This window comes from Nitratireductor sp. GZWM139, from assembly GCF_030068685.1.
GTDB classification, from domain to species: domain Bacteria; phylum Pseudomonadota; class Alphaproteobacteria; order Rhizobiales; family Rhizobiaceae; genus Nitratireductor; species Nitratireductor aquimarinus.
On record NZ_JAMQML010000014.1, the window covers coordinates 21,178 to 45,878 of the forward strand.

23 protein-coding genes and 2 riboswitches are annotated in these 24,701 nt (G+C 64.9%); of the genes, 5 read left to right on the top strand and 18 right to left on the bottom strand.

What is annotated here, in order from left to right; genetic code table 11:
* The first annotated feature begins 109 nt into the window (after positions 1–109).
* Entirely contained in the window at positions 110–541 is a 432-nt protein-coding gene (locus NDI72_RS16480) for an Lrp/AsnC family transcriptional regulator (protein WP_283801025.1), read from the top strand.
* 60 nt (positions 542–601) lie between these two features.
* Here NDI72_RS16480 and NDI72_RS16485 read toward each other — a convergent pair whose 3' ends face one another.
* The 4 genes from NDI72_RS16485 to NDI72_RS16500 form a co-directional block, all read right to left on the bottom strand.
* Positions 602–1,408, bottom strand: a complete 807-nt coding sequence (locus NDI72_RS16485) for an ABC transporter permease (protein ID WP_206546414.1) — start codon at positions 1,406–1,408, stop codon at positions 602–604.
* A gap of 190 nt (positions 1,409–1,598) precedes the next feature.
* Positions 1,599–2,480 (bottom strand): ABC transporter permease, encoded by an 882-nt coding sequence (locus NDI72_RS16490; protein WP_113156999.1) that lies wholly within the window; start codon positions 2,478–2,480, stop codon positions 1,599–1,601.
* Positions 2,473–3,537 carry an ABC transporter ATP-binding protein gene (locus NDI72_RS16495; RefSeq protein ID WP_113157000.1) on the bottom strand — a complete coding sequence of 355 codons (1,065 nt, stop codon included), beginning with the start codon at positions 3,535–3,537 and terminating at the stop codon, positions 2,473–2,475. The genes NDI72_RS16490 and NDI72_RS16495 overlap by 8 nt, the downstream gene beginning before the upstream one ends.
* A 152-nt stretch (positions 3,538–3,689) precedes the next feature.
* Positions 3,690–4,814 carry an extracellular solute-binding protein gene (locus NDI72_RS16500; protein WP_113157001.1) on the bottom strand — a complete coding sequence of 375 codons (1,125 nt, stop codon included), beginning with the start codon at positions 4,812–4,814 and terminating at the stop codon, positions 3,690–3,692.
* Positions 4,815–5,054: 240 nt separating this feature from the next.
* On the opposite strand from NDI72_RS16500, the gene NDI72_RS16505 reads away from it, so the two are divergent.
* Both NDI72_RS16505 and NDI72_RS16510 read left to right on the top strand, forming a co-directional pair.
* On the top strand, positions 5,055–5,804 hold the full coding sequence (locus NDI72_RS16505) for an SDR family oxidoreductase (protein ID WP_283801026.1): 750 nt from the start codon (positions 5,055–5,057) through the stop codon (positions 5,802–5,804).
* Between the two features lie 410 nt (positions 5,805–6,214).
* Positions 6,215–7,432, top strand: coding sequence for a GTP-binding protein (locus NDI72_RS16510; protein ID WP_113157003.1), 1,218 nt, complete (start codon positions 6,215–6,217; stop codon positions 7,430–7,432).
* A 217-nt stretch (positions 7,433–7,649) separates the two neighbouring features.
* Here NDI72_RS16510 and cobF read toward each other — a convergent pair whose 3' ends face one another.
* The 8 genes from cobF to cbiE are packed head-to-tail and all read right to left on the bottom strand — an operon-like array spanning position 7,650 to position 14,680.
* A complete protein-coding gene (cobF, locus tag NDI72_RS16515; RefSeq protein ID WP_283801029.1) occupies positions 7,650–8,411 on the bottom strand; it encodes a precorrin-6A synthase (deacetylating) in 762 nt (253 codons plus the stop codon).
* 2 nt (positions 8,412–8,413) lie between these two features.
* Positions 8,414–9,427 (bottom strand): nicotinate-nucleotide--dimethylbenzimidazole phosphoribosyltransferase, encoded by a 1,014-nt coding sequence (gene cobT, locus NDI72_RS16520; RefSeq protein WP_283801031.1) that lies wholly within the window; start codon positions 9,425–9,427, stop codon positions 8,414–8,416.
* Positions 9,428–9,436: 9 nt separating this feature from the next.
* On the bottom strand, positions 9,437–10,201 hold the full coding sequence (gene cobS / locus NDI72_RS16525) for an adenosylcobinamide-GDP ribazoletransferase (RefSeq protein ID WP_283801032.1): 765 nt from the start codon (positions 10,199–10,201) through the stop codon (positions 9,437–9,439).
* Positions 10,202–10,205: 4 nt separating this feature from the next.
* Positions 10,206–11,519 (bottom strand): cobyrinic acid a,c-diamide synthase CobB, encoded by a 1,314-nt coding sequence (locus NDI72_RS16530; protein WP_283801033.1) that lies wholly within the window; start codon positions 11,517–11,519, stop codon positions 10,206–10,208.
* Entirely contained in the window at positions 11,516–12,292 is a 777-nt protein-coding gene (gene cobA / locus NDI72_RS16535) for a uroporphyrinogen-III C-methyltransferase (protein WP_206546421.1), read from the bottom strand. The genes NDI72_RS16530 and cobA overlap by 4 nt, the downstream gene beginning before the upstream one ends.
* Positions 12,289–13,053 carry a precorrin-4 C(11)-methyltransferase gene (cobM, locus tag NDI72_RS16540; RefSeq protein WP_283801034.1) on the bottom strand — a complete coding sequence of 255 codons (765 nt, stop codon included), beginning with the start codon at positions 13,051–13,053 and terminating at the stop codon, positions 12,289–12,291. Before cobM ends, cobA begins: the two co-directional genes overlap by 4 nt.
* The gene (locus NDI72_RS16545; RefSeq protein WP_283801035.1) at positions 13,050–13,454 is read right to left on the bottom strand and encodes a cobalamin biosynthesis protein; all 405 of its coding nucleotides are present in this window, start codon (positions 13,452–13,454) and stop codon (positions 13,050–13,052) included. Before NDI72_RS16545 ends, cobM begins: the two co-directional genes overlap by 4 nt.
* Positions 13,433–14,680, bottom strand: coding sequence for a precorrin-6y C5,15-methyltransferase (decarboxylating) subunit CbiE (cbiE, locus tag NDI72_RS16550; RefSeq protein ID WP_283801036.1), 1,248 nt, complete (start codon positions 14,678–14,680; stop codon positions 13,433–13,435). The genes NDI72_RS16545 and cbiE overlap by 22 nt, the downstream gene beginning before the upstream one ends.
* Between cbiE and NDI72_RS16555 the strand changes: the two genes are divergently transcribed.
* The gene (locus NDI72_RS16555) at positions 14,679–15,452 is read left to right on the top strand and encodes a cobalt-precorrin-6A reductase (protein ID WP_283801037.1); all 774 of its coding nucleotides are present in this window, start codon (positions 14,679–14,681) and stop codon (positions 15,450–15,452) included. The two genes, cbiE and NDI72_RS16555, sit on opposite strands and share 2 nt — an antisense overlap.
* Here the strand turns inward: NDI72_RS16555 and NDI72_RS16560 are convergent.
* Genes NDI72_RS16560 through cobW form a run of 6 tightly spaced genes read right to left on the bottom strand, consistent with a single transcriptional unit; the run spans position 15,416 to position 23,135 of the window.
* Positions 15,416–16,180, bottom strand: a complete 765-nt coding sequence (locus NDI72_RS16560; RefSeq protein ID WP_283801038.1) for a precorrin-3B C(17)-methyltransferase — start codon at positions 16,178–16,180, stop codon at positions 15,416–15,418. The two genes, NDI72_RS16555 and NDI72_RS16560, sit on opposite strands and share 37 nt — an antisense overlap.
* Positions 16,177–16,917: a precorrin-2 C(20)-methyltransferase gene (locus NDI72_RS16565; protein WP_206546426.1), complete on the bottom strand. Its 741-nt coding sequence runs from the start codon at positions 16,915–16,917 to the stop codon at positions 16,177–16,179. Before NDI72_RS16565 ends, NDI72_RS16560 begins: the two co-directional genes overlap by 4 nt.
* On the bottom strand, positions 16,914–17,546 hold the full coding sequence (locus NDI72_RS16570; RefSeq protein ID WP_283801039.1) for a precorrin-8X methylmutase: 633 nt from the start codon (positions 17,544–17,546) through the stop codon (positions 16,914–16,916). Before NDI72_RS16570 ends, NDI72_RS16565 begins: the two co-directional genes overlap by 4 nt.
* Positions 17,547–18,758, bottom strand: a complete 1,212-nt coding sequence (cobG, locus tag NDI72_RS16575; RefSeq protein ID WP_283801041.1) for a precorrin-3B synthase — start codon at positions 18,756–18,758, stop codon at positions 17,547–17,549.
* Positions 18,755–22,093: a cobaltochelatase subunit CobN gene (cobN, locus tag NDI72_RS16580; RefSeq protein WP_283801042.1), complete on the bottom strand. Its 3,339-nt coding sequence runs from the start codon at positions 22,091–22,093 to the stop codon at positions 18,755–18,757. Before cobN ends, cobG begins: the two co-directional genes overlap by 4 nt.
* A 4-nt stretch (positions 22,094–22,097) precedes the next feature.
* Positions 22,098–23,135 carry a cobalamin biosynthesis protein CobW gene (gene cobW / locus NDI72_RS16585; protein WP_206546430.1) on the bottom strand — a complete coding sequence of 346 codons (1,038 nt, stop codon included), beginning with the start codon at positions 23,133–23,135 and terminating at the stop codon, positions 22,098–22,100.
* 176 nt (positions 23,136–23,311) lie between these two features.
* A riboswitch (cobalamin riboswitch) is annotated at positions 23,312–23,509 on the bottom strand.
* 328 nt (positions 23,510–23,837) lie between these two features.
* Positions 23,838–24,037, top strand: a riboswitch (cobalamin riboswitch).
* Between the two features lie 35 nt (positions 24,038–24,072).
* On the opposite strand from cobW, the gene NDI72_RS16590 reads away from it, so the two are divergent.
* The gene (locus NDI72_RS16590) at positions 24,073–24,693 is read left to right on the top strand and encodes a HupE/UreJ family protein (protein WP_283801043.1); all 621 of its coding nucleotides are present in this window, start codon (positions 24,073–24,075) and stop codon (positions 24,691–24,693) included.
* Positions 24,694–24,701 lie beyond the last annotated feature (8 nt).

Sequence of the window (24,701 nt, forward strand, 5' to 3'; positions counted from 1 at the left end):
ATTCTGTAGAATGTGCACCAAGTGTCACCCCGATCTGCGTTGAATCGAAGAGATAAATCGGGTAATTTGACTTATCATTTTAAACATATTGACGATAAGATTGGACAATATGACGGTATCGCAAGCGGATCGTGCGGTGATCGCTCTCCTGCGTGAGAATGCCCGCATATCGGTGTCGGAAATCGCACGACGGCTCGGGGTCTCGCGCTCCACTGCGCAAAGCCGGCTCGAGCGGCTGGAGCGCAGCGGCACAATCGCCGGCTATGCGGTGCGGCTCTCAGGCGAATATGACGCCGCGCAGATCCGCGCGCATCTTCTGGTAACGGTTTCGCCAAAGCTCTCCGGCGATGTCATCGCAGCCATGGAGAAGATGCCGGCCGTGCGCGCGGTCCATTCCGTCAGCGGCTCGTTCGACATGATCATCGTCGTCGAAGCGCCGTCGGTAGCCGAGCTTGATGCGGTGATCGACACGATTGGCGCACTGAAGGGCGTCGACCGGACAATGAGCTCCATCATCCTGTCGACGCGGATTGATCGTTAGATCGCTGGGCTAGAGCAATTCCGGAAAAAGCGGGTCCCGGTTTTTCCGTCCGGAATTGCTCTAATCCGCCGCCATCCGCGCGGCGCTGCGGCGGCGGGCGACCTCATAGGCGATGGCTCCAAGCACCGTGATCGCGATCATGATCAACGCCAGCGCATTCACGGCGGGCGTCAGGCCCGTGCGCACCTTGGTGGCGATGTAGACCGTCAGCGGCGTATCGAAACCACGCACGAACAGCGTCGTGTTGTAGTTCTCGATGGATTGCAGGATCGCCAGGAAACCGGCTGCGATGAGCGCGGGTTTCAGGAAGGGCAGGAGCACGCGGCGGAACACCATGAATTTCGATGCGCCTAGACCAAGGGCCGCTTCTTCCTGTGTCGGGTCGAAGCGCTGGAGCCGCGCCGTGATCATCAGCATGACATAGCAGATGATGAAGCTCGCCTGCGCCACCACGATCAGAAACACGCCGCCGCCGACGCCGAGCTGCCGCCACAGAACCAGTGTGGCGATGCCGATGACCACGCCGGGCGTGAGCAGCGGCGACACCATGACCGCATACATGAAGCTGCGGGCGCGCGCATGCAGGCTCGTTAGAACAAGCGCTGCCGCCGTGCCGATGGGCAGAACGGTGATCACAACGAAAAAGGCGACGATGAAGGAGGTCCACAGCGACTGCCACATGCCGCTGTCGCTCCACAGCGCATCGAACCATTGAAGCGTCGTGCCGCGCCACGGCGTCACGGTCGGGAAGCGGCTGGTGTTGAATGTGGCGATGCCCATGATCGCGAGCGGCGCGAACAGGTAGAGAAAGAACGCCACCATATAGAAGCCGAACATGGCCCGGGCGATGCGGTCGGCGGCACTCATGCGCGAACCTCCGGCGCTGTCCAGAGAGGCTGGCGCTGCCCCTCACCTGCCTGCCGGCATCCTCTCCCCGTAAACGGGGCGAGGAAAGGCTGCGGATATCTCGGCGCGTTTCCTTCTCCCCGTGCGCGGGGAGAAGGTGCCCGAAGGGCGGATGAGGGGCAGCGCCTGCATGGACGAATGAACGCCAGACTCATTTCGCCACCTCCGTCAGGCTCACGCGGGCGATGCGCAGCGTGATCAGAACCACTGCCAGGCACAGCACCAGAAGAACCAGCGCATAGGCGGCGCCCCGGTTCCAGTCACCGCCTTCGAAGAACCAGTTGTAGATGATCTCGGTGAACCAGCGGCTGCCGGGCGCGCCGAGAAGGGCTGGCGCGACATAGCTGCCGGCGGCGAGCATGAAGGTGAAGACACAGCCCGTGGCGATGCCCGCCTTGGCATGCGGGATGACCACCCGCCAATGAATGCGCCAGGTGGATGCGCCGAGATCGCGCGCTGCCTCGATCTGCGATTTGTCGAGAGACTCAATCGCGTTGTAGATCGGAAACAGCATGAACAGGATGTAGGCGTAGGTCATGCCGGCCAGCACGCCGCCATCGCCATACCAGCGCACCGGTTCATCAATGATGCCGAGCGACAGAAGAAAGGCGTTCAGCGGACCGCGAAACGCAAGCAGGATATACCAGGCAAGCGTACGCAACACCTCGTTGATCCAGAACGGAATGGTCAGCGCGAGAAGCACGATGGCCGTCTGGTTCACCGTCGCGTTCTGGGCAAGCCAGAAAGCCATCGGATAACACACCAGAAAGGTGATGAAAGCGACAAGCGCGCTCGCCCACACGGTCTTGAAGAAGATCGCGCGGTGAACGCCCTCATTCGCGAGGTAGAGAATGTTGTCGAGCGAATAGACATCATTCGGCCCGCCGAGCTGCGATGGCGGCAGGTTGGGCCGCAGCGCGTAGTCGATCATCATCACATTGGGCGCGAGCACCATGCCGGCGAGCCACGCGCCGACCAGCGCCAGAAACAGCGTGCCAAGCCCCCCGCCAAAACGTCTGTAGAGATCAGACATCGGGCAGCACCACGGCGTTTGCGCTCTCAAAGCCGAAACCGGATTTCTCGCCAATGGCAGGTGCGGCTGCGAGTTCCGTGCTGGCGATGGAGGCAACCAGCGGCATGCCGTCCCCGGCCATGCCGTGCGCGAGTGCAAAAGCGCCCTCGAAATCGATCCGCTCGATGGTGGCGGCCAACCGGTTGGTTCCACCGTTCGGCTTCAGCGCCTCGGGGCGCACATAAAGCTTCGCTGTCGCACCCGCTGAAAGCCCGTCGCCCGCGCGGCCGCTCAGCGTGCCATGGGCGCTCTCCACCGTGGCGATGCCGTTCTCGATGCCTTTCACCGTGCAGGGCAGGGCGTTGGTCTCGCCAACGAAGGTGGCGACGAAAGGCGTGGCCGGATTGTCGTAAAGTTCGCGCGGTGCGCCCACCTGCTGCACCACGCCGGCGCTCATCACCGCAACGCGGTCCGACATGGCGAGCGCCTCGGACTGATCGTGCGTGATGTAGATGAAGGTAACGCCCGTGCGTTTCTGCAGCGCCCGCAGCTCGGCGCGCATGTGCTGGCGCAGCTTGAGATCAAGCGCGGAAAGCGGCTCGTCGAGAAGCAGCACCTGCGGCTCGACCGCGAGCGCGCGCGCAATGGCCACGCGCTGGCGCTGTCCGCCGGAAAGCTCGCCCGGCATACGGTCGCCATAGCCTTCAAGCGCGATCAGTTTCAGAAGCTCGTCGGCCTTTTTGCGCCGCTCGGCCTTTGCGATGCCACGCGCCTCCAGCCCGAAGGCTATGTTTTCCCAGACTGGCATCAGCGGGAAGAGCGCGAGCGACTGGAAGATCATCGCGGTGGGGCGCTGATTGGGCCCCAGCGGGGTCATGTCCCTGTCGCCGATCAGAACGCGGCCTTCGGTCGGCTTCAAAAAGCCGGCGATCACCCGCAGCAGAGTGGTCTTGCCACAGCCGGAGGGGCCGAGAATGGAGAAAAACTCTCCGCCTTCGACCGTGAAGGAAACGTCGTCAACGGCACGGGTCGCCCCGAAAGTAACGCCGACATGATCGAGCTCTACGGAATGTGACATGGTCCCCCGATTTTGATGCGCGCGGTATTATAGTCCGCGTTCTTTTGGATATGTCGGCGCTCGCCCCTCCGCTTCGTCCTTCTCCCCGTACGCGGGGAGAAGGTGCCGGCAGGCGGATGAGGGGCGAGCGCCATCGTCCGTTGTTCAAGGCCTTACGCCGAGAGGAAACGGTCCTGATATTCGTTGCGCTTGGCGACGAACCAGCTTTCCTGGATCGGCCACCACCACAGCTTGTCCAGCGCGTCGCCGGGATAGGCGGCGGCGAAGAAGGCCTTGGCCTCGTCCGTCGTCTTGTCGGCAGCGCCAACGGCGGTGGAGTTGATCGAGGTTGCATTGGTGTACATGGCGCCGGCTTCCGGCGTCAGGAACCAGTTGATGAAGGCATAGGCCTGCTCAAGGTTTTCCGCACCCTTCGGGATTGCAACGCCTTCCATCCACGCCAGCGCGCCTTCCTTCGGCGCGATGAAGCCGACGGGAAGACCTTCCTTGCCGAGAGCCGCTGCAGTGGAATCCCACGTCTGGCCGATGGTGCAGCCATTGATGCGGAATGCGCCCTGCGCTTCGTTCTCGTTGGACCAGAACTGCGCGATGTTGGCCTTGCGGGCAATCGCTTCCTCGAGAATCACGTCATAGATCTTGACCATGTTCTCTTCGGACTTGAAGGCGTCCGCCATCGGCATGGGCAGCTTGCCTTCGGCTTCGAGCCAGAGGCCGAGACCGACAAGACCCGAATGGCCGCGCACGGTGGCCTTGCCCTTCATTTCCGGCTTCCAGATGTCGCCATAGGAGGCGGTGCCGTATTCGAGCGGAGCCTGATCCTTGTCGAAGGAAACCGCTTCCGTACCCCAGTCGGTGGGCACCTGATAGCGCTTGCCGTCGATGACCGCGCCGAGATTTTCAGAATTCTTCCAGGCGCTCGGCAGGCAGTTGTCGACGTTGACCTTGCTTTCGTCGATCGGCTGCACCAGCTCGAACTCGACATAGTTGGGCACGCGGTCGACTGTCGGCCAGATGATGTCGAACCCGCCGCCATTGTTGGCGCGAAGCTGGTTCAGCAGTTCGTCATTGGTGCCGTAGGGGGTGTAATTGGCCTTGATGCCCGTCGCCTTTTCGAAAGCGCCGATCATGTCGTCGTTGAGGTAACCGGCCCAGGCGAAGATGTTGACCGCGCCGGAAGAACCCTGCGCATAGCTGCGCGAGATGAGCGGCGCCGCCAGCGACAGTCCTGCCACAGCGCCCGCGCCCTTGATGAAGTTGCGTCGTTTGATCAAAGTCATGAAAGCACTCCCATTGTTTCTGCGTTGATATCGCAGCGGTTATTCCCGCCATGTTACAGCGCGATGACCGGTCGGCAACAAAAATCAGTCTAACGGACCGTCAATGTTGATGATCCTGCGCGGACATCAGTGTTTAGCGCACAAATTATCCTCTCTGGCCCATTTGTTCCACGCGAAAAGGCTGCTTGTATGCAAACGTTTGTAGCGGGCTGCTGTCCGACAGTGAGGGGAGAACTTTGCATGCGACTTCAGGGGAAGCGGATTCTGGTATCGGCAGCAGCTCAGGGCATCGGCCGGGCAAGCGCGCTGGCCTGCGCAGCAGAGGGGGCGTCGGTCGTGGCCGTCGATATCAACGAGGAAGGGCTTGCCTCTCTTGCCGCTGAAAACGCGTCCATCGAAACGCACCAGCTGGATGTGCGCGACCGCAGCGCAATCGATGCGCTCGCCGGCAGGGTCGGCCAGCTCGATGGCCTCTTCAATTGCGCCGGCTTCGTCCATCACGGCAGCATTCTCGATGTCTCCGAGGACGACTGGGCGTTCAGCATGGATCTCAATGTGACCTCCATGGTTCGCATGACGCAGGCGTTTCTACCCGGCATGCTGGAACGGGCCGAAGAGGCGGGCAGCGTGTCCGTTCTCAACATGGCGTCGATGGCGTCATCCATCAAAGGCTTCGTCAACCGCGCGGTCTACGGCGCCACGAAGGCGGCGGTGATCGGCCTCACAAAGTCCGTTGCGGCCGATTTCGTAAAGCAGGGCGTGCGCTGCAATGCGCTCTGCCCCGGCACGGTCGACACGCCATCGCTGCGCGGTCGCATCGCCGCTGCGCCGGATCCCTTTCAGGCCGAGAAGGATTTTATCGCGCGCCAGCCCATGGGGCGGCTTGCAACGGTCGACGACATCACGCCGCTGGTCGTGTTTCTTCTGTCGGACGAAAGCCGCTTCGTCAGCGGTCAGGCCGTTCTCGTGGATGGCGGCGTGACCATCTGATTTCAGGGCAGGGTGGTTGATACTCTCCGCCCTTGTTCGATGATATCGAACTTCTGCAAAAACCGGGGCGCGCCAAAGTGTGCGCCCCGGCATTTTCCGACCCGGTGTCCATCTTCCGGAGAACGCTGCATTGCCGGCTGGAGCCATGCAACTTCGGGAAACGATGATCGGCAGCATTGAATCCGGCTTCGGAGCATGCCTTCGGTCTCCACCTCCAGGCTGGCACGAACCACAGAAACCGCTTGCCATCACCCAGGGCAGGAGCGAACCTCCACACCTCCACACCTCCACACCTCCACACCTCCACACCTCCACACCTCAAGGCCCCTAGGCCCCTAGGCCCTAAGGCACGTCTTGCGCTTCGCATTTGTTATGATATTACATACCATATCGCAGCAAAGGAACCAAACATGCCGAACCAGGACAAACGCCTGCCCGTCACCGTGCTTTCCGGGTTTCTGGGGGCGGGCAAGACGACGCTCTTGAACAATGTGCTCAACAACCGGGCAGGACGGCGCGTCGCGGTGATCGTCAACGACATGTCGGAAGTGAACATCGACGCCGACCTCGTGCGCGAGGGTGGGGCGAACCTGTCGCAGACAGACGAAAAGCTGGTGGAGATGACGAATGGCTGCATCTGCTGCACGCTGCGCGACGACCTTCTGAAAGAGGTGCGGCGTCTGGCGGCGGAAGGGCGGTTCGATTACCTGCTGATCGAATCCACCGGCGTTTCCGAGCCGCTGCCTGTGGCCGCCACATTCGAGTTTCGCGACGAGCAGGGCCACAGCCTGTCCGATGTCGCGCGGCTCGACACGATGGTCACGGTGGTCGACACGCTGAACCTGCTCGAAGACTACGCCAGCCATGATTTCCTGCGCGACCGGGGCGAGGTCGCGGGCGAGGGGGACGAGCGCACGCTTGTGGACCTGCTGGTCGACCAGATCGAGTTTGCCGATATCGTGATCCTGAACAAGGTCAGCGACGCCGGCCCGGAGCGCCTTGATGCGGCGCGCAAGATCGTCACCGCGCTCAATCCCGATGCGCAGATCATCGAGACAGACCATTCCCGCGTCGCGCCCGCCCGCATCTTCGATACAGGCCTTTTCGATTTCGAGACGGCTCACCAGCACCCGCTCTGGGCCAAGGAGCTTTATGGCTTTGCCGATCACGTGCCGGAGACCGAGGAATACGGCGTTTCCTCCTTCGTCTATCGCGCGCGGCGTCCCTTTCATCCGCAGAAAGTGCATGCGGTGCTGAATGCCCCGCTGCCCGGCGTCATCCGCGCCAAGGGTCATTTCTGGATCGCAACCCGGCCCGACTGGGTTGCCGAATTCAGCCTCGCCGGCGCTTTATCCAGCGTGAAGCCGCTTGGCACCTGGTGGGCGGCCGTACCGCGCGAACGCTGGCCAAACCACCCGGAAGCGAAAGCCTTCATGGACCGCTACTGGAGCGAACCCTACGGAGACCGGCGTCAGGAGCTGGTCTTCATCGGCACAGGCATGAACCGCGAACGCATCACCGCAGCGCTGGACGATGCGCTGGTGGGCAGTGAAACCGACTTCGAGCCAGCGCAGCACCGTGCGCTGGCGGACCCTTTCCCGCGATGGCAGCGCGCGCAGGCCGCCTGAGGGGAGGTGGTTGCCTTCTCCCTCGCCCTTCGACAGGCTCAGGATGAGGGAGAAGGCAGGCAAAAGCTGAGACTGATGCAGGGGCTCAGTAGCTATAACTTACAGCCAGAGACCCCGCAGGAGCATGAAAGCATTTGGCGCACCACACAGCCCTCATCCTGAGCCTCCTGAGCTTGTCGAAGGGCGAAGGGCGAGGGCGGCATGAAGTCCGCCGAACCTACCCCCTGACCCGCAAAAGATAGGTATCCATGATCCAGCCCTTGTCTTCCCGCGCTCTAACCCGCGCCTCCACAATCTGCCCGGCAACATCCCCAAGCGGCCCGGCGATCAGAAGCTCATCCGGCGTACCCAGATACGCGCCCCAGTAAATCTCGTAGGCATCGCCATCGAGCATTTGAAAGGCGCAGTCGCCGTCGAGCATGACGAGAAGCGTATCTGCATTCGGCGGGAAGCCCTCCGCTTTCAGCCGCCGACCGGTGGTGATCAGGATCGAACCGCCAATCGTGTTGATCGGCATATGGTGGCTGGCCGCGAGCGCCTGAATGCTGGTGATCCCCGGCACCACTTCCAGCGCGACGTCAAGCCCGGCTTCCCGGCGCATGTGCTCGATGATCCGCAGCGTGCTGTCATAGAGCGAAGGATCGCCCCAGACGAGAAACGCCGCGCGGCCCGTCTCGCCCGTATGCGCCGCAAGCAGATCGCCATAGGCGCGGGCGATGGCCATATGCCATTCGTCCACGCCCCGGCGATAACTCGGATTGGCGGCGTCACGCACCGGCAGGTCGAATTCCACGATCCGCGTCTGCCGGGTTTCCAGAAACCGCTCGCAGATGACACGGCGCAGATCGGCCAAATCCTCCTTCGCTTCCCCCTTGCGGGGGATAAGGATCACGTCAGCCCGGTTCAGCGCATTGATGCCCTGAACCGTCATGTGTTCGGGATTGCCGGTGCCAATGCCGATGAGCGAAAGCGTGCGCATGATCAGCCGTCCGAAACGCCGGCTTCGGCAAAGGTCGCCATGCCGTTGTGGCAGGCAAGCGCGCCGCGCAGAATGTTGATCGCAAGGCATGCGCCAGAACCTTCGCCAAGCCGCATGTCGAGATCGAGCAGCGGCTTGAGGCCCAGCTCGCCAAGCAGCCTGCGGTGGCCGGGTTCGGCGGAAACATGGCCGGCAATGGCATGCGCCAGACCGTCTTCGCCAAGGCGCGCAAGCGGGGCGACTGCCGATCCGCACACGAAACCATCGAGCAGCAGCGGAATGCGCCTCTGCCGCGCGGCAAGGGCCGCACCGAACATGGCCGCAAGCTCGCGACCGCCGACGCGGCGCAGCGCCTCCAGCGGATCGGAAAGCGCCTCGCCGTGGCAGGCAAGCGCTGCATCCACGGCCTCAGCCTTGCGCGAAAGGCCGGCATCGTCAACGCCTGTGCCCCGGCCGACCCAGTCGGCTCCCCGGCCACCGAACAGCGCGGCGGCAAGGGCCGCTGCGGCAGTGGTGTTGCCGATGCCCATTTCCCCGAGTGAGATGAGATCCGCTCCCTCCGTCACCGCATCGAAACCGGTCTGAACGGCCTTCAGAAAATCCGCTTCATCCATGGCCGGCGCTTCCGTGAAGTCCGCCGTGGGACGCTCGATCTCGAGCGACGTGACGGTGAGGCTCGCCCCCGTCTGTTTCGCGAGCTGGTTGATGGCCGCGCCCCCGGCGGAGAAATTCGCCACCATCTGCGCCGTCACCTCGGCCGGAAAAGCCGAAACACCGCGTGCAGTCACGCCATGGGAGCCAGCGAAGATCAGCACATGAACCCGCTCAAGCGCAGGCTTTTCGCGTCCCTGCCAGCGGGCAAGCCGGATGGCTGCGTCTTCCAGCCGGCCAAGGCTGCCGGGCGGTTTGGTCAGCACTGCCTGGTGGGCGGTTGCAGCCTGCGCGGCGTCCTCATCGCCACTGGGACGGACATTACAGGCGGCGCGCAGATCGTCGATTTTGAGAAAGCGGGTCATGGAAGTCCTTCAGATGAAATAAGCGACGGCGGCGATGAGCACGGTGGTTTCGGCAAGCTGCTGCAGCGCGCCGAGCACATCGCCCGTCTGTCCGCCGATCTGTTTTTCGGCGAGCCGTTTGATGAAGAAGAGCGCCAGCAAAAGAAGCGGCGCGGTCACAAGCACAAAGCCGGGACCGGAGATGAAAAGCAGCGCGCCACCAATCGCGAGCGCCACGAGAACGGTAGCCGTTTCCGGTCGCCCTGCACCTGCCGAGAGCCCGTTTTCGCGCGCCGCTGGCGAAAGGCGCATCAGCGCCGGCATCAGGGCGCGCGAGGCCGTGTGCGCCATCAGAAGGGCGGGAACCGCGACAAGCCCGAGCGACGAAAGCGCCGTCCAGCGCATGAGAAACGACAGGATCAGTGCGGCAACGCCATAGGACCCGATGCGGCTGTCCTTCATGATCGCGAGCTTTTTCTCACGCGTCGAACCGCCGCCGAAACCATCGGCCACGTCTGCAAGCCCGTCCTCATGCAGCCCGCCGGTCACAAGCGTCCCCACTGCAAGCGCGAGGGCGGCTGCAATCGTGGCCGGCAGGCCAAGCATCGCCGCGCCGATCAGCACCGCACTGCAAATCGCGCCGACCACCAGACCGGCCAGAGGCGCTGCCCACTGGGCGGCCGCAAACCCGTGCGCCGGCATCTCGAACGCAGGCAGCGGCAGCCGCGTGTAGAAGCCGAGACAGGCGGCCACATCGCGAAGGGCTGTCACAAGCGTCGAGCGGGGTCCGGCCATCGCGTCAGCTCCGCGCTATGGCGTGAAAATAGGTGCCGGAGACATGCCCGCGCCGCGCACCGGATGGGCCGAGAGCGCGGCCCTGTCCATCCGCAAGCATGGCGAGCGGCGCATCACTGCCGGGCTCCACAAGCCGCGAATAGTGGAATTCATGACCACGGATCGTCTCGCCCTTGCTGCCGATGGCGCAGTCACTCATCAGCGTTGCCTGCCGGTAGCCGAGGTTCATCTTGCGCTTCGCATAGCTCGTCACATGACCGAGCAGCCCCAGCATGGCGTGGCGAACGCCTTCGGCATCCTCCAGCGCCTCGCCCAGAACCATGAACCCGCCGCACTCGCCGTGAACGGGCCTCGTCTCCGCAAATGCCTCCATCGCAGCGCGGAAGTTCTCGGCAGCAGCAATCCGCCCCGCATGAAGTTCGGGATACCCTCCCGGCAGCCAGCAGGCGTCGGCGCTTTCCGCCGGTCCTTCATCGGCAAGCGGCGAGAAGGGCAGGAGTTCTGCTCCCGCCTCGCGCCAGTGCCGGGCGAGATGCGGATAGACAAAGCTGAAAGCGGCATCCTGCGCGATGGCGATGCGTTGCCCCGGCGGCGGCAGAAGCCGCGCCGCATCGCCCGCCTGCATGGAAAGCGGCACGGCGGCCTCCATCACGGCGTCGAGGTCGATGGACTGCTCCATCACATCCGCAAGCCGCTCGATGAAGGCTTCGAGCGCGGCATGTTCGCTCGCCTGCACAAGGCCCAGATGCCGCTCCGGCAGCGCCATGTCCGGGTTGCGGTAGACCGCGCCCAGAACCCTGATGCCGATGGCCTCAATGGCGTCGCGCGCCATCGCTTCATGGCGCGGGCTCGCCACCTGATTGAGCACCACACCGGCAATCCGCACCTTCGGGTCGTAAGCTGCAAACCCCTTTGCGAGCGCGGCTGCGGTCTGCGACTGGCCGGACACATCGAGAATGACAATGCAGGGCACGTCATAAAGGCGCGCAATGTCCGCCGCAGCGCCAGAACGACCCGGCTCCGACACGATACCGTCAAACAGGCCCATGGCGCTTTCGATCAAAAGCATGTCGGCGTCTTCGCCCTGACGGCTCCCCAGATGGGCGAGCAGATCCGGATGCATGGCCCAGCTGTCGAGATTCACGCCGGGCTTCCCGGTCGCCGCCTGATGAAAGCCGGGATCAATGTAATCGGGACCGGATTTCGCGCCATGCACGGCGAGGCCACGCCTCTTGAGCGCGCGCATCAGGCCGATGGTCACACTGGTCTTGCCCGAACCCGAACGGGCCGCGCCGATGATGATCGCCCGCGCCGTCATATCAGCGCCTCGCGCAGCGCCACGATGCCGCCGATCACGATGATGGACGGCGAGCCGTACCCTTCCACCGATGCGTCGGAGACAAGCGTGGAAAGCGCCGTCGTCAGAATGCGTTCTTCCGGTTTCGTCGCGTTCATGATGAGCGCCGCCGGCGTATCGCCCGCCATGCCGCCGGATGTGAGCGCGTCCACGATCAGGGCGAGCTTGTGCATCCCCATATAGATGACGATGGGCTGACCCGTTTTCGCCAGCGCCGCCCAGTCCAGATCGTCCGGCGTGCCGGCGGCGTGGCCGGTCGCGAAGATCACCGCCTTGTTCACGCCGCGCATGGTGGCGGGAATGCCCGCATCGGCGAGCGCCCCCACCGCCGAGGTGACGCCTGGCAGAAAGCGGAAGGGAATGCCGGCGAGTGCCAGCACCAGCGCTTCTTCCCCGCCACGGCCAAACATGTTGGGGTCTCCGCCTTTCAGGCGCAGCACCCGCTGTCCCGCCTCGGCGTGTTCCACCAGAAGCCGGTTGATTTCATCCTGCGCCGTGGAGGGCTGGCCGGCGCGCTTGCCGACGAAAATGTGCCGGGCGTCCGGCGCGGCCTTCAGAATATCCGGATCCACCAGCGCGTCATAGATCACCACATCCGCCGCATCGAGCGCAGCCAGAACGCCGAGCGTCAGGCAGCCAAAGCCACCAGGCCCGGCACCCGCAAGCCACACATGGCCCGGCTCAAAGGGCGTTGGTTCAAAAGGCAGGCGGTTGAGCGCTTCAGCCAAGCTCATAATCCCTCCCGCCCGCGAAACCGGCGCTGATAATCGGCGCTGTAGAGCGCGCTTTCGCGAAAATCCTTGGCGCCCAGCCCCGGCCCGACGAGAATGAGCGCCGTGCGCTCGATGGGATCTTTCGCCATCTCCGCTTCGATGGTGGAAAGCGTGCCGCGCAGAATGCGCTCATCCGCCCAGCTTGCGCGGGCAACAATGGCGACCGGGCAGTCGGGTCCGTAATGCGGGGTCAGCTCCGCCACCACCCGGTCCAGCGCATGAATGGCGAGATGAATGGCGAGCGTCGTGCCGGTGGCCGCGAAATTGGCGAGCGTTTCACCCTCCGGCATTTTCGAGGCGCGGCCGGAAATGCGGGTCAGGACAAGGCTCTGCGCCACTTCCGGAATGGTCAGCTCGCGTCCCAGCGCCGCCGCAGCCGCCGAGAAGGAAGGCACGCCCGGCGTCAGCGTGTAATCGATGCCGAGCGTCGAAAGACGGCGGATCTGCTCGGCCACCGCGCTCCAGACGGAAAGATCGCCCGAATGCAGCCGGGCGATATCCTCACCCGCTTCATGGGCGCGGATATATTCCGCCTCGATCTCTTCAAGCGACATGGGTGCGGTGTTGACGATGCGCGCTCCCGGCGGACAGTGTGCGAGCAACTCCTCCGGCACCAGCGAACCGGCATAAAGGCAGACCGGGCAGCGCGCGATCAGGTCGCGGCCGCGAACGGTGATGAGGTCGGCAGCGCCCGGTCCGGCGCCAATGAAATGAACGGTCATGATTTTCTTCCGGTGGTCGCGATGGCGCAGGTCACGCCGTCAAGTGTGATCCTCGGGCCGAGAAGCCGGCCTGCCGGGCCGCAGACGGCCAGCGCCGCCGCCTCTGAGGCCGATGGAAGGCCCGTGGCTGAGCGCGCCTGTTCCGAGCGGGTCAGGCAATGCGCCACCGCCGCCTGAAGTGCCGCATCATCGGCAATGACAAGCGGCAGGCCGAGCGCCTTTGCAGCGTCCGTCAGGCCGGGCTCGTCCCGCTTCCGTGGCACGGTCGCCACCGCATCGAGCCTGTCCCGCGCGATGTCATGCGTTGTCAAAGCGGCGTCGAGCGCGGCAAGAACAGCATCGCGCGTGACGCCTTTTCTGGCTCCAAACCCGGCGCAGATCATGGTTTCCTCCAGCGCCATTGAAGCACCGGCATAGCCGGGCGCAGCGCCGTCATGCCGCCAACGGGCGCGGCGCGCGCGACGGCGATCTCGATCAGTTCTCCGCCGTGCCGCCCGTGGCAGTCGATCAGAAGCGCCTGCGTTTCGAGCGTCACCCCGTTTGCGACAAGACGCCCCCCGGTTCCAAGAGCGGCCATCGCCGCCTCCATCAGCCCTGTCGCAGTCGCCCCGCCACCGATGAAAACCACGTCGGGCGCGGCAAGGTCTGCGAGCGCGGCGGGAGCCTTTCCCTCAACCACGGTGAGCTGCGACACGCCCATGCGCTCCGCGTTGCGGGCAATGCGCGCCGCGCGCTCCCCGTCCGCCTCGATGGCGATGGCGCTGAGCGATGGGTGCAGCCGCAGCCATTCGATGGAAATGGAGCCTGAACCCGCTCCGATGTCCCAGAGCCGTTCACCGCGTTTCGGGGCAAGCGCCGACAGGGTGACGGCCCGCACCTCCGATTTGGTGATCTGCCCGTCATGCTCGAAAAGCGCATCTTCAAGCCCGGTTCCAAGCGGCAGGATGCGCGCATTCTCATCCGCCGCCACCTCGATTGCGACCACATTCAGATCGTCAAAACTGTCTGCGGAAAGCGCGGAAGCCATGAAGCTTACCTGCCGTTCGCGCGGTCCACCCAGCGCTTCCAGCACGTGAAAGCGGGAGGGGCCAAAACCCTCTGCCGTGATCAGCTCTGCAATCTCAGCCGGAGCCGCACCATCGGATGTGAGCGCGAGAATGCGCGCGCCGGGATGAAGCAGCGGGCGGATCAGCGCAATGGGCCTGCCGTGCAGTGAAACCGTCTCGACCGATTGCAGCGGCCAGCCAAGCCGGGCAGCAGCGAGCGCAAAGGAAGAAGGCGCGGAAAAGACACGCATCTCGTCCGCCCGAATGCGCCGCGTCAGCGTCGCGCCCACACCGAAGTGAAATGGATCGCCGGAGGCGAGCACGCAGACCTTCTTGCCTCTCAGCGCTTCGATCTCATCAAGCGCCTTGCCAAAGGGGGAGGGCCACTGCCGCGTCTCGCCGGAAATCTGGTCTGCCGCCAGTTCGAGGTGCCGCGCACCGCCGAACACGATCTCCGCATCGGCAATCGCGCGGCGTGCTTCCTCACCGAGCCCGGCCATACCGTCCTCGCTGATCCCCACGATGGCAAGCCAGCGCCTTGAGGTTTCCGCCTGACTGCAAAATGCTCTAGAAGACGTCATGGCAAAGCAGACCCTTCTCATTCTTGGTGGAACAGGCGAAGCGCGGCTTCTGGCGGAGCGGCTTTGCGCGCGCAGCTCGCTGCGCGTCATCACCTCGCTTGCCGGGCGCACCCGCACACCGGAAGCCTTGCAGGGTGAGGTGCGTGTGGGCGGTTTCGGCGGTGCTGAGGGGCTTGCGCGTTATCTCGAGGACGAGGGCATCGACCTGATGGTGGACGCCACGCATCCCTTCGCCGCGCGCATGGCCCGCAATGCAGCGGAAGCCGCCAGCCTGACCGGCGTGCCGCTCATCACGCTCATGCGCGCCGCCTGGCAGCCGGTCGCCGGCGACAACTGGCAGATCGCGGCCGGCATGGCCGAAGCGGCAACGCTGCTCGGCCCTGAGCCCCGGCGCGTCTTTCTGGCCATTGGCCGGCAGGAAGTTCAAATGTTTCGCACGGCCGCGCAGCATCATTATCTGGTGCGCAGCGTGGAGCCGGTAGAACCGTCCCACCTGCCGGCGAACGCCGCATGCATTCTGGCGCGTGGTCCGTTCTCTGAAGACGATGAAATCGCGCTGCTCGCCGATCACCGCATCGAGATCGTGGTGGCCAAGAACAGCGGCGGTGCTGCGACCTATGGCAAGATCGCAGCCGCCCGCAGACTCGACCTGCCGGTGATCATGATCGACCGGCCAAAGCCGACTGGCGCAGCCGTCGTGGCCGACATCGAAGATGCGATGGGCGCGATCAACACTCACCTGGCGGCTCCCGTCGCCGAGCGCGGCGCATAGACCAGCGGCGGTTTGCCGGGGCGTTCGATGATCCGCGTTTCAGGCGATCCGATGATGACGCAGGTGGCCATGTCGGCCATCTCGCCGCGCGCCTCATTCAACGGAACAATCGCCATGCGCTCGTCGGGCCGGCCTGCGGCGCGGCCGAACACGACAGGCGTGGAGGCCGGCAGAATGCCGCTCAACAGTTCAAAGGCGCGGCCAAGCTGCCAGGGCCGGGCGCGGCTGATCGGATTGTAGAGCGCGATCACAAAGCCCGCACCGGCAGCAGCCGCAAGCCGGGTTTCGATCAGTTCCCAGGGTTTCAGATTGTCCGAAAGCGATATGGCGCAGAAATCATGACCGAGTGGCGCGCCCACGCGGGCGGCCACCGCAAGCATGGCCGTCAGCCCCGGCACGATCTCCAGATCGAGCGCGCGCCATTCCTGCGGCCCTTGCTCGATGGCCTCGCACACGGCCGCCGCCATGGCGAAAACACCGGCATCCCCGCCCGAAACCACGGCCACATGCCTGCCTTCAGCGGCCATGGTGAGCGCCGCCTTGGCGCGGGCCAGCTCTTCCCGGTTGTCGGAGGCGTGACGGGTCTGGCCGTCATTCAGTTCAAGCCGGTCGAGATAGGGACCGTAGCCAAAGAAATCGCTTGCCGCCGCAATGGCTGCGCGCGCCTCCGGCGTCGTCTGTGCCGGTTTTCCGGGGCCGGTGCCGATGACGACGAGACGCCCGCTCATGCCGCGCCCTCCTGCGGCCTGGCCTGCCAGCCCGGTCCGAGCACGAGCGAGAAATAGGGGGCGGTGTCGTCAGCCTTGTCCGCAAGCGGCGTCATGCTGGTATTGTCCATCGTGCCGCGTTCCACATAGACCGCACCGACGAGCCTGCCGGCCCGCGCCAGCGCCCGGCGGATTTTCGGCAGATTGCGCCCCACCTTCATGATGACAAAGGCTTCCGTGTCGCTCACACGGCGCAAAAGCTCGTCTTCATCCAGTGTCCCGGGCAGGACGGTCAAGATGTCGTCGCCCTGAACGATCGCGATGCCCGCCTGCGACCAGCAGCCGGACATGGCCGTGATGCCGGGGATCACCTCCGTCGGGTAGAGCGCGGCAAGCCGCACATGCAGATGCATGTAGGAGCCATAAAACAGCGGATCGCCCTCGCTCAGAACCGCAACCGTTCGGCCCGCTTTCAGATGCGCTTCCACCGCGCGCGCCGACTCCTCGTAAAAGCCGGTGATGGCTTCGATGTAGCGCGGGTCGTTCTTGTCGATTTCGGTCGTAACCGGATATTCCAGCGGCAGCTCCACCGCCGCCTCCGGCAGGAGGTCGTCGACGATCTTGCGGGCATTGCCCCGGCGTCCGCGCTTTGCGAAATGCGCCACCACGTCCGCCCGCTCCAGCGCCTTCAACGCCTTAACGGTGATGAGTTCGGGATCGCCGGGTCCGGTGCCGACGCCAATCAGGGTTCCGCTCATAGTCCCGCCCTCGCAAGTGCGTTGATCGCCGCCGCCGTCATGGCGCTGCCGCCCATGCGGCCGCGCACGATGGCAAAGGGAATGCCAAGCCCGCTCTCGGCGAGCGCGTCCTTGGATTCCATCGCGCCCACGAAACCGACCGGCATGCCGATGATGGCGGCAGGCTTCGGCGCACCGGCGCGCAGCATGTCGAGCAGGTAGAAGAGTGCGGTCGGCGCATTGCCAATGGCGATCACCGCTCCTTCCATGTGTTCGCGCCACAGTTCCAGTGCAGCGGCAGAACGCGTGTTTCCGATCTCCCGCGCAAGCTCCGGCGTGCGCGCATCGCGCAGGGTGCAGATCACCTCATTGTCGGCGGGCAGCCGCGTGCGGGTCACACCCCGCGCCACCATCTCCGCATCGCACAGGATCGGCGCGCCGGCTTTCAGCGCCGCGCGACCTGCCGCAACGAACCCTTCGGAAAAGACGAAATGCTCCGCCGCCTCGACAAGCCCGCAGGCATGGATCATGCGGATGGCGACATCGGCCTCTTCCGCACTGAAGCGTACGAGATCGGCCTCGGCGCGTATGATCGCGAACGACTTTTCATAAATGGCGTTGCCGTCGCGTATGTACTCGGTTTCTTGCATTCAGCCTGTCTTTCGAAGAAGGGCGGCGCGCAGCTTCTCGCCGCGCTCGATGAGGAAGGTGCGAAGACGTTCGGAAGGCTCCACACCAACGGAGGAAAGCGTGCAGCAACCCTCGGCCGCGATCAGGTTCACCGCAGCCCCGGCGGGCTGTGCGCAACATTTTTCGCAGGCCGAGAGGTGCAGACGAAACGAACCGTCCGGCAGACCGGCTTCCGCCGCCTCGGCGGCAAGCGCCTTGGCGTCGAACCGCGCCGAGGCACAGGCCGGCGCACCGGCGCAGGCCGCTATGGAAAGCCGCGGATCATGCCCGTCCGTGACAAAGCCAAGAGCCTCAGCCCCCCGCGACAGCGCATCCTGCCGGGGCTCATCAAGCCCGATCAGCAGCAGGCCGCTGCGCGGCGCAAGGCGTATTTCCCTGGCATCCGAGGCGGCCTCGCAAAGCGCGACCAGCGCCTCCGCAGCGATCTGACCGAAGGGCAGCGCGATCCCGAGCGCGCTGTCCCCGTCTTTCAGCGCAAACCGGCCAACCGGTGCGCTGTCAGCCCGCGCGGAATACTGCACTGATGGCTCAAGCCCGGCCCGGAGCGCACCCTTCTGCGCCTGCGAAAAATTACGCGCGCGTCCGCCGGTCTGCGCCAGCAGATCAAGAACCGCAAGCGCTGCAGCGCCCACCGCCTGCTCATCGCCCTGGCCTAACCAGCCCGCCGTCGCGCCATTGCCGCCGACACCGATCTGCCAGAGACCGTCTCCCAGCGCCAAAAGCTTGATGTCGGCTCCGATGGCGTCGAGATGCAGCGTCCCGCCACCATCGACCGTCACCGAGACCTTGGGGGCAAGGCGCGGGGCAAGGCAATGCGCTGCCGCATGTTCATCGATCCGCCGGGCAAGCGCCATCGGGTCACCCAGCGCATCCTGCGCCAGACCATCAAGCGCTCCCGTCTCCACCGCGAAGCCATCCACGGCCCCAAGATCGAGCGCGTTGATTTCCGCGCAAATCAGGGGCGCGCTCTCAGCCGTCAGACCCCGGATCTGCAGCTTTCCACGCGCGGTCACTTCCAGAATTCCATTGCCGTGGCGGCCCGCCGCTTTTGCGATATCCGCCAGTTTCTCAGGCGTCAGTGCGCCATGGGCCGGCGCAATCCGCGCGAGCAGCCCGTCGCCGGTCTTCATGGGGGCGGAGAGTGTGGGGCAAGCGCCGCGCCGCATCGTCATGCCGTCGCCTCCGCGAGTAGTGCCGCCAGATCGTCATCGACAGAGTTGCGCCGCGGGTGCCAGAGGCCGCGCCTGCGCGCAGCGCAAAACCGTTCCGCCATCGCCCGGGCCGCCGCCGGATTCTCGGCAACCAGGAAATCGCGCACACGCTCATCGCCGAGATAGGCATCGAACACGGCATCGATCAGGCTGCCTGAAACCGCATCCGTGGTCTCGGCGAAGCCGATCAGCCGGTCGACCGTTTCCGTCAGTTCCGCGGCGCCGCGCGGGCCATGGCGCAACTGCCCCTCGATAAAGCGCGGATTGACCGCACGGGCGCGCACCGTGCGGGCAATGGCCTGCGCCAGCGAGCGGGCGCGCGGGCGCTCCGGATCGGTTGTGTCGAGCACCACCAGATCGGCTTTGCCGCCCAGCGCTTCCACCGCCGCCGCGAACCCGCCGATAAAGGCCACATCCGCCGAGCCTTCGAGAATGTCCCGCCCGGCATCGTCGCCCGTATGGATGAGCATGTCGGCATCCGCCACCTGCCGCGCAAACGCGCCATCTTCCCGCCGGCCTTCGCCCTCCGCACCGCCGAAGGCAAACGCGCCGGCGTCCAGATAGGCCTGCCCGAGTTCGGCGCGCTCCTGCCAGTCTCCGCGCGCCAGCTTTTCTTCCGGTCCCGCGCCATAGGTGCCCGGCGCGGAGCCGAAAATGCGCGCCGGAGCCTTGCCGGCCACGCGCGCAGCAGCGGCAAGCGGGTTTTCGCTCTCGTCTTCGTCGCGCGCGGCCACGGCGGCAACCGCTGTGTCGAGCAACGCGATCTGGGTCGGGAACATGTCGCGAAACAGGCCGGAGATGCGCCACGTCACGTCAATACGCGGACGGCCAAGGCTTGCCGGCGGCAGCACTTCAATGCCCGTCACGCGCCCCGTCGCCTGATCCCATTGCGGCCGGCACCCCATCAGCGCCAGCCCCTGTGCGATCTCCTCGCCGCCAGTGCGCAGGCTGGCGCTGCCCCACAGGTCGATCACCAGCGAGCGCGGCCAGTCGCCATGCTCCTGCAGATAGCCGCGCACGGCCTCATCCGCCGCCATCCTGCCCAGTGCGGTTGCGGTCGGCGTCGGCAGGGTGCGCGGATCGGCGGTGAAGATGTTGCGGCCGGTCGGCAACACATCGGTACGCCCCCGCGCCGGCGCGCCGGAGGGGCCGGGCGCAATGTGTCGGGCATCGAGTGCGGCCAGAAGCGCGCGCTTTTCGCTCTCCGCGCAGGCGCTGCGTTCAGGCCCTTCATCCATGCCGCTGCCCCGGCCATAGATGTGCAGCCCGTCCTTGATGGCGAAATCTTTCAGATCACAGAGCCAGGCATCGATCTGCATCAGCGCCGCATCCGTGTCGCCCGTGTCCTCAACGCCGGCATCACGGGTCAGACCGGTGCGCTCGGCGGTTTCCACGATCAGCTGCGCCAGCCGGTCGCGGCGGCGGCGGTCCAGCCCGTCGGCCTGCGCATATTCGTCCACCAGCCGTTCCAGTTCCTGCTGGTCCTGCGAAAGCCCTGCGCCCGCCAGTGGCGGCGTCAGATGCCCAAGCGTCACAGCGCCGATCCGGCGCTTGGCCTGCGCCGCTTCACCCGGATTGCTGACGATGAAGGGATAGACCACCGGCAGCGCACCAGCCACGATCTCCGGAAAGCAGGTTTCCGTCAGCGCCACGGTCTTGCCCGGCAGCCATTCCAGCGTACCATGCGCACCCACATGGATCAGCGCATGGGCATCGAGCCCCTCCCGCATCCAGTGGCCGAAGGCGACCAGCGCATGGCGCGGTGCAAGCGTCGGGTCATGATAGTCCACGCGTCGGTCTGCCGAGCGCCCGCGATCCGGCGCAAGCGCCACGGTGACATTGCCGAACCGCGCCGCGCGGAACGGAAAGACGCCATCTTCCGCATCGCCTTCCGCCGGTCCCCAGGTGGCGAACAGCGTTTCACGCGCTTCTTCGCGCAGCGCATCGAAAGCGCACCGGTATTCATCCAGCGAAAGCGCTTCCGACGGCTCTTCAAGCTGCTGCATCAGCGCCCTTGGGGTCTCCGGAACACCAGAAACCGCATAACCCGCTTCATCAAGGTCATGCAGCATGGCGAGCACGCTCGATGGCACGTCGAGCCCCACCGCATAGCCGGTGCGGCCGGGGGCGCTTGGATAGTCCGGGATGAGAACGACAATGCGGCGCTCAGCCTCCGGAGTGCCACCGAGCTTCAGAAAGGCGGCGATCCTCGCCGCAACCTGCCGGATGCGCGCGGGTTCGGGCCGGTTGCGCTGAACGCCGAAGGAAAGCCCTTCATCCAGCGCCGCCTCATCCTTGAAGGAAATCGCGCCGGCCATCAGCCGGCCATCGAGTTCCGGCAGCACCACATGCATGGCGAGGTCCGCAGGCGCGAGACCGCGCTGCCCTTCCTGCCACGCTTCGCGCCGCGTGGTGGCGGTGACCACCTGAAAAACCGGCACGCCAAAGCGGTCGAACAGCGTTTTTTCGCCGGGCTCCGCGCCGCTCGAAAAGGCCGTCGCGGTGATGAGCGCCTGCGGCTCCAACGCCTCCACGGCGTTGCGCACGAGATCGGCGGCAACCGGGTCACGCAGGCTGGAAACGAAAACGGGAACCGCACACAGCCCCTGTTCCTCAAGCGCCTCCACCAGCGCGTCGATGGGCGCAACATCGCTTGCCAGCAGCATGGAGCGATAAAAGAGGATCGGCACGACAGGCCTGTCGGCATTCGCACTGGCCGGGAAGAACGACGCTTCGACAATGCCATGGCCCGGCGCATAGAAACCGGCCTTGGCCACCGGTTCCGCCTCCGGCGCTTCGATGTCCCGCCCCGCAAGGCACGCAAGCTGCATGGTCAGCGCGCGCATATTGTCCGGTCCGCCTTCGCGGAAGCAGGCGAGCAGCGCCGCGCGCGCTTCCGGCGAAACGGTGGAGCGCTCGGCCAGGCGCGCGTCGTCCTGATGGCATTCGCCGGGAAGCAGCGCCAGCGCGATGCCCTTTTGCCGGGCCAGTGCGGAAAGCCGGTCGCAGCCATAGCGCCACCACTCATAGCCGCCCAGCACCCGCACCAGAATGACGCGGGCATGCGCTGCCGTGTTGTCGATCCACAGATCGACCGACATGGGGTGTCTCAGGTCGCGCAGTGCGGCAAGGCGCAGCGCGGGCAGGGCCTCGCGCTGCGCCTGCCATGCAGAGGCAATCCCCGCCAGATCGCTGTCGGTGAACGACAGCGCCACCATGTCCGCCGGCGACTGCTGCAGATCGACAGGCTCGATCAGATCGTCGAGTGAGGCACTGGTGGTGGCGAGGATGTGCATCGGATCAGGCCGAGAGAAGGCTTTCGATACGCGCGCGGTCGATGCCCTTGAGACCGATCACGACAAGCCGCGTCTCGGCGGCTTCGCCGGCCTTCCACGGGCGGTCGTAATGGTGCGACACGCGCGGACCGACTGCCTGCACCTGCAGGCGCATGGGCTTGCCCTTCACATGCGCAAAGCCCTTGAGGCGCAGAACCTCGCCGGTCTCCACCGCCGCATTGACACGCGCTTCCAGATCTTCGGGCCGCAGAACCGATGGCAGATCGACAACGAATGTATCGAAATCGTCGTGCTCATGGTCATGCGCATCGTCGTGATGCGTCTTGCGGTTCTCGATGTCGTCCTCGACGGCAAGCCCGAGACCCAGCAGCAGGGCAGGGTCCACCTTGCCATGCGCGCTCGGCACGATCTGCACATTGCGCGACAGATGCCCCGCAATCCGCGCGCGGGCGCGCCCGGCGGCTTCCTCATCCAGAAGATCGTTCTTCGACAGAACGATCAGGTCAGCGCAGGCCACCTGGTCGTCGAACACTTCTTCGATCGGATCATCATGGTCGAGCGAATCGTCGGCTGCGCGCTGTGCATCCAGCGCGTCCATGTCCGCAGCCACATGACCGTCGGCAAGCGCCGGCCCGTCCACCACGGCAATCACGCCATCGACCGTCACACGGTTCTTGATTGCCGGCCACTGAAAGGCCTGCACCAGCGGCTTTGGCAGCGCCAGACCGGACGTCTCGATCAGAATGTGATCGACCTTCGGCTCACGTGCGAGGATCTGGTCGAGCGCCGGCACGAAATCATCGGCAACCGTGCAGCAGATGCAGCCATTGGCCAGTTCGAGAACGTTTTCCTCGGGGCAATTGTCCAGCCCGCAGCTTTTCAGCACCTCGCCATCAATGCCGGCATCGCCGAACTCATTGACGATGATCGCCAGCCGCTTGCCATGCGCGCCTTCCAGAACATTGCGGATCAGCGTCGTCTTGCCGGCGCCGAGAAAGCCGGTCACGACGGTGCAGGGAACCCGGTCGAAACTCGTGGTCATGGGATATCCTTCAGGTGATGGAGTGTGGAGAACGATAAGACGCGGGTGAGGGGCGCACGGGCCTTTTGCGGCCGCGTACTGGCAGAGACACCATGAATGGTCGGGAGAAGGCGCGCAGCGGCGCTGTCAGCAGTCACAATGCACACTCCTTGCCCGGGACACCCGCCAGGCGGTCAGGATTTCATTCGCAGACGGCAGGTTTCCTGGCTCACGGGTCGATGCGCTTTCCAGCCTTCCCAGGGCAAACCCCAGTGGCGTGTCAGGTGCGCTCTCCGCTTACAGTTGCGGGGACAGCTGCGGCATTGGGCAAGGCCCGCACCGCATTCCCTCTAGGGTCAGTACCTATCAATATGACCGCAATGGCGTTCGATAGACCAAGAGATGCGAGGAAAAGCCCGCAGAGCGGGGCCTCTCCCCGGTCAAGGGGTTTGACGCGGCAGATCGCCGGTCTATCGAGCGTCCTTCGGATCGGCCTGTTTTGCACGGGCAACTTTGTCGCAAGACCTTGAAAGACATGAAGTCTTCCTACTGTCTTGCTTCGCGTATCCGCACAAATCAGGCCGACCATTGTGGTCATATTGATAGGTCCTGACCCTGGCCCTCTCCATTGCGGGAGAAGGACCGTCTGCTGCGCATTTACGGCTCGCCTGCCACGTCTGTCAATGTGGGCAACAAAGCGTTTGCGGGGCGTGGCGATTCTTGTATGCTCCGCCCGCTGTCGGTTCCGCTGAAGCGGACCCAGAGGGAACGTGGTGCGGCGCAATCGCGCCAAAACCACGGCTGCCCCCGCAACTGTAAGCGGAGAGCGTTTTCCTGATAGCCACTGAGGCATGACGCCTTGGGAAGGCTGGAAAACGCATCGACCCGTGAGCCAGGAAACCTGCCGACGGCCTGAAAGAAACACCGTAACCCTCGGGTGGAGGGGAAAGGACCGGACATGAACACGCGTTTCCTGCGCACTTTTTCCGCATTCGCTTTTGCATCGCTCTTCGCAACCAGCGCCCAGGCCCATCACGCCATGGACGGGCAGACGCCCACGACCCTTTACGAAGGGCTGGTTTCAGGGCTCGCCCATCCCGTGATCGGGCTTGATCATCTGGCCTTCATCGTCGCTGCCGGCCTGTTTGCCGCCGTCGCCGGCATGAGCCTTTTCGCGCCGCTTCTCTTTGTTGCCGGCTCGCTTGTCGGCGTCGGCCTGCACCTGATGCTGCTCGATCTTCCGGCAGCCGAAATCGTCATCGCGGCAAGCGTTCTTGCTGGCGGCTGGCTTCTGGCGCGCGGTCGGGCCGTGGAAAGCCACATGCTCGTCTTCGCTCTGTTCCTGGTGGTCGGCGTGTTCCATGGCTATGCCTTCGGCGAAGCCATTGTCGGCAGCGAACAGACGCCGCTCATCGCCTATCTCGCAGGCCTTGCCGCAATACAGAGCGCCATCGCGCTTGGCGTCTATTTTCTCGTCCGCTCGCGCGGCTGGGCGGTTGAGGCCATGCAGCCCCGGCTTGCTGGCGCCGCCATTGTCGGTGTCGGCGTAACCTTCCTTGCCGGACAGCTTGTCGGCTGAGCCGGCGG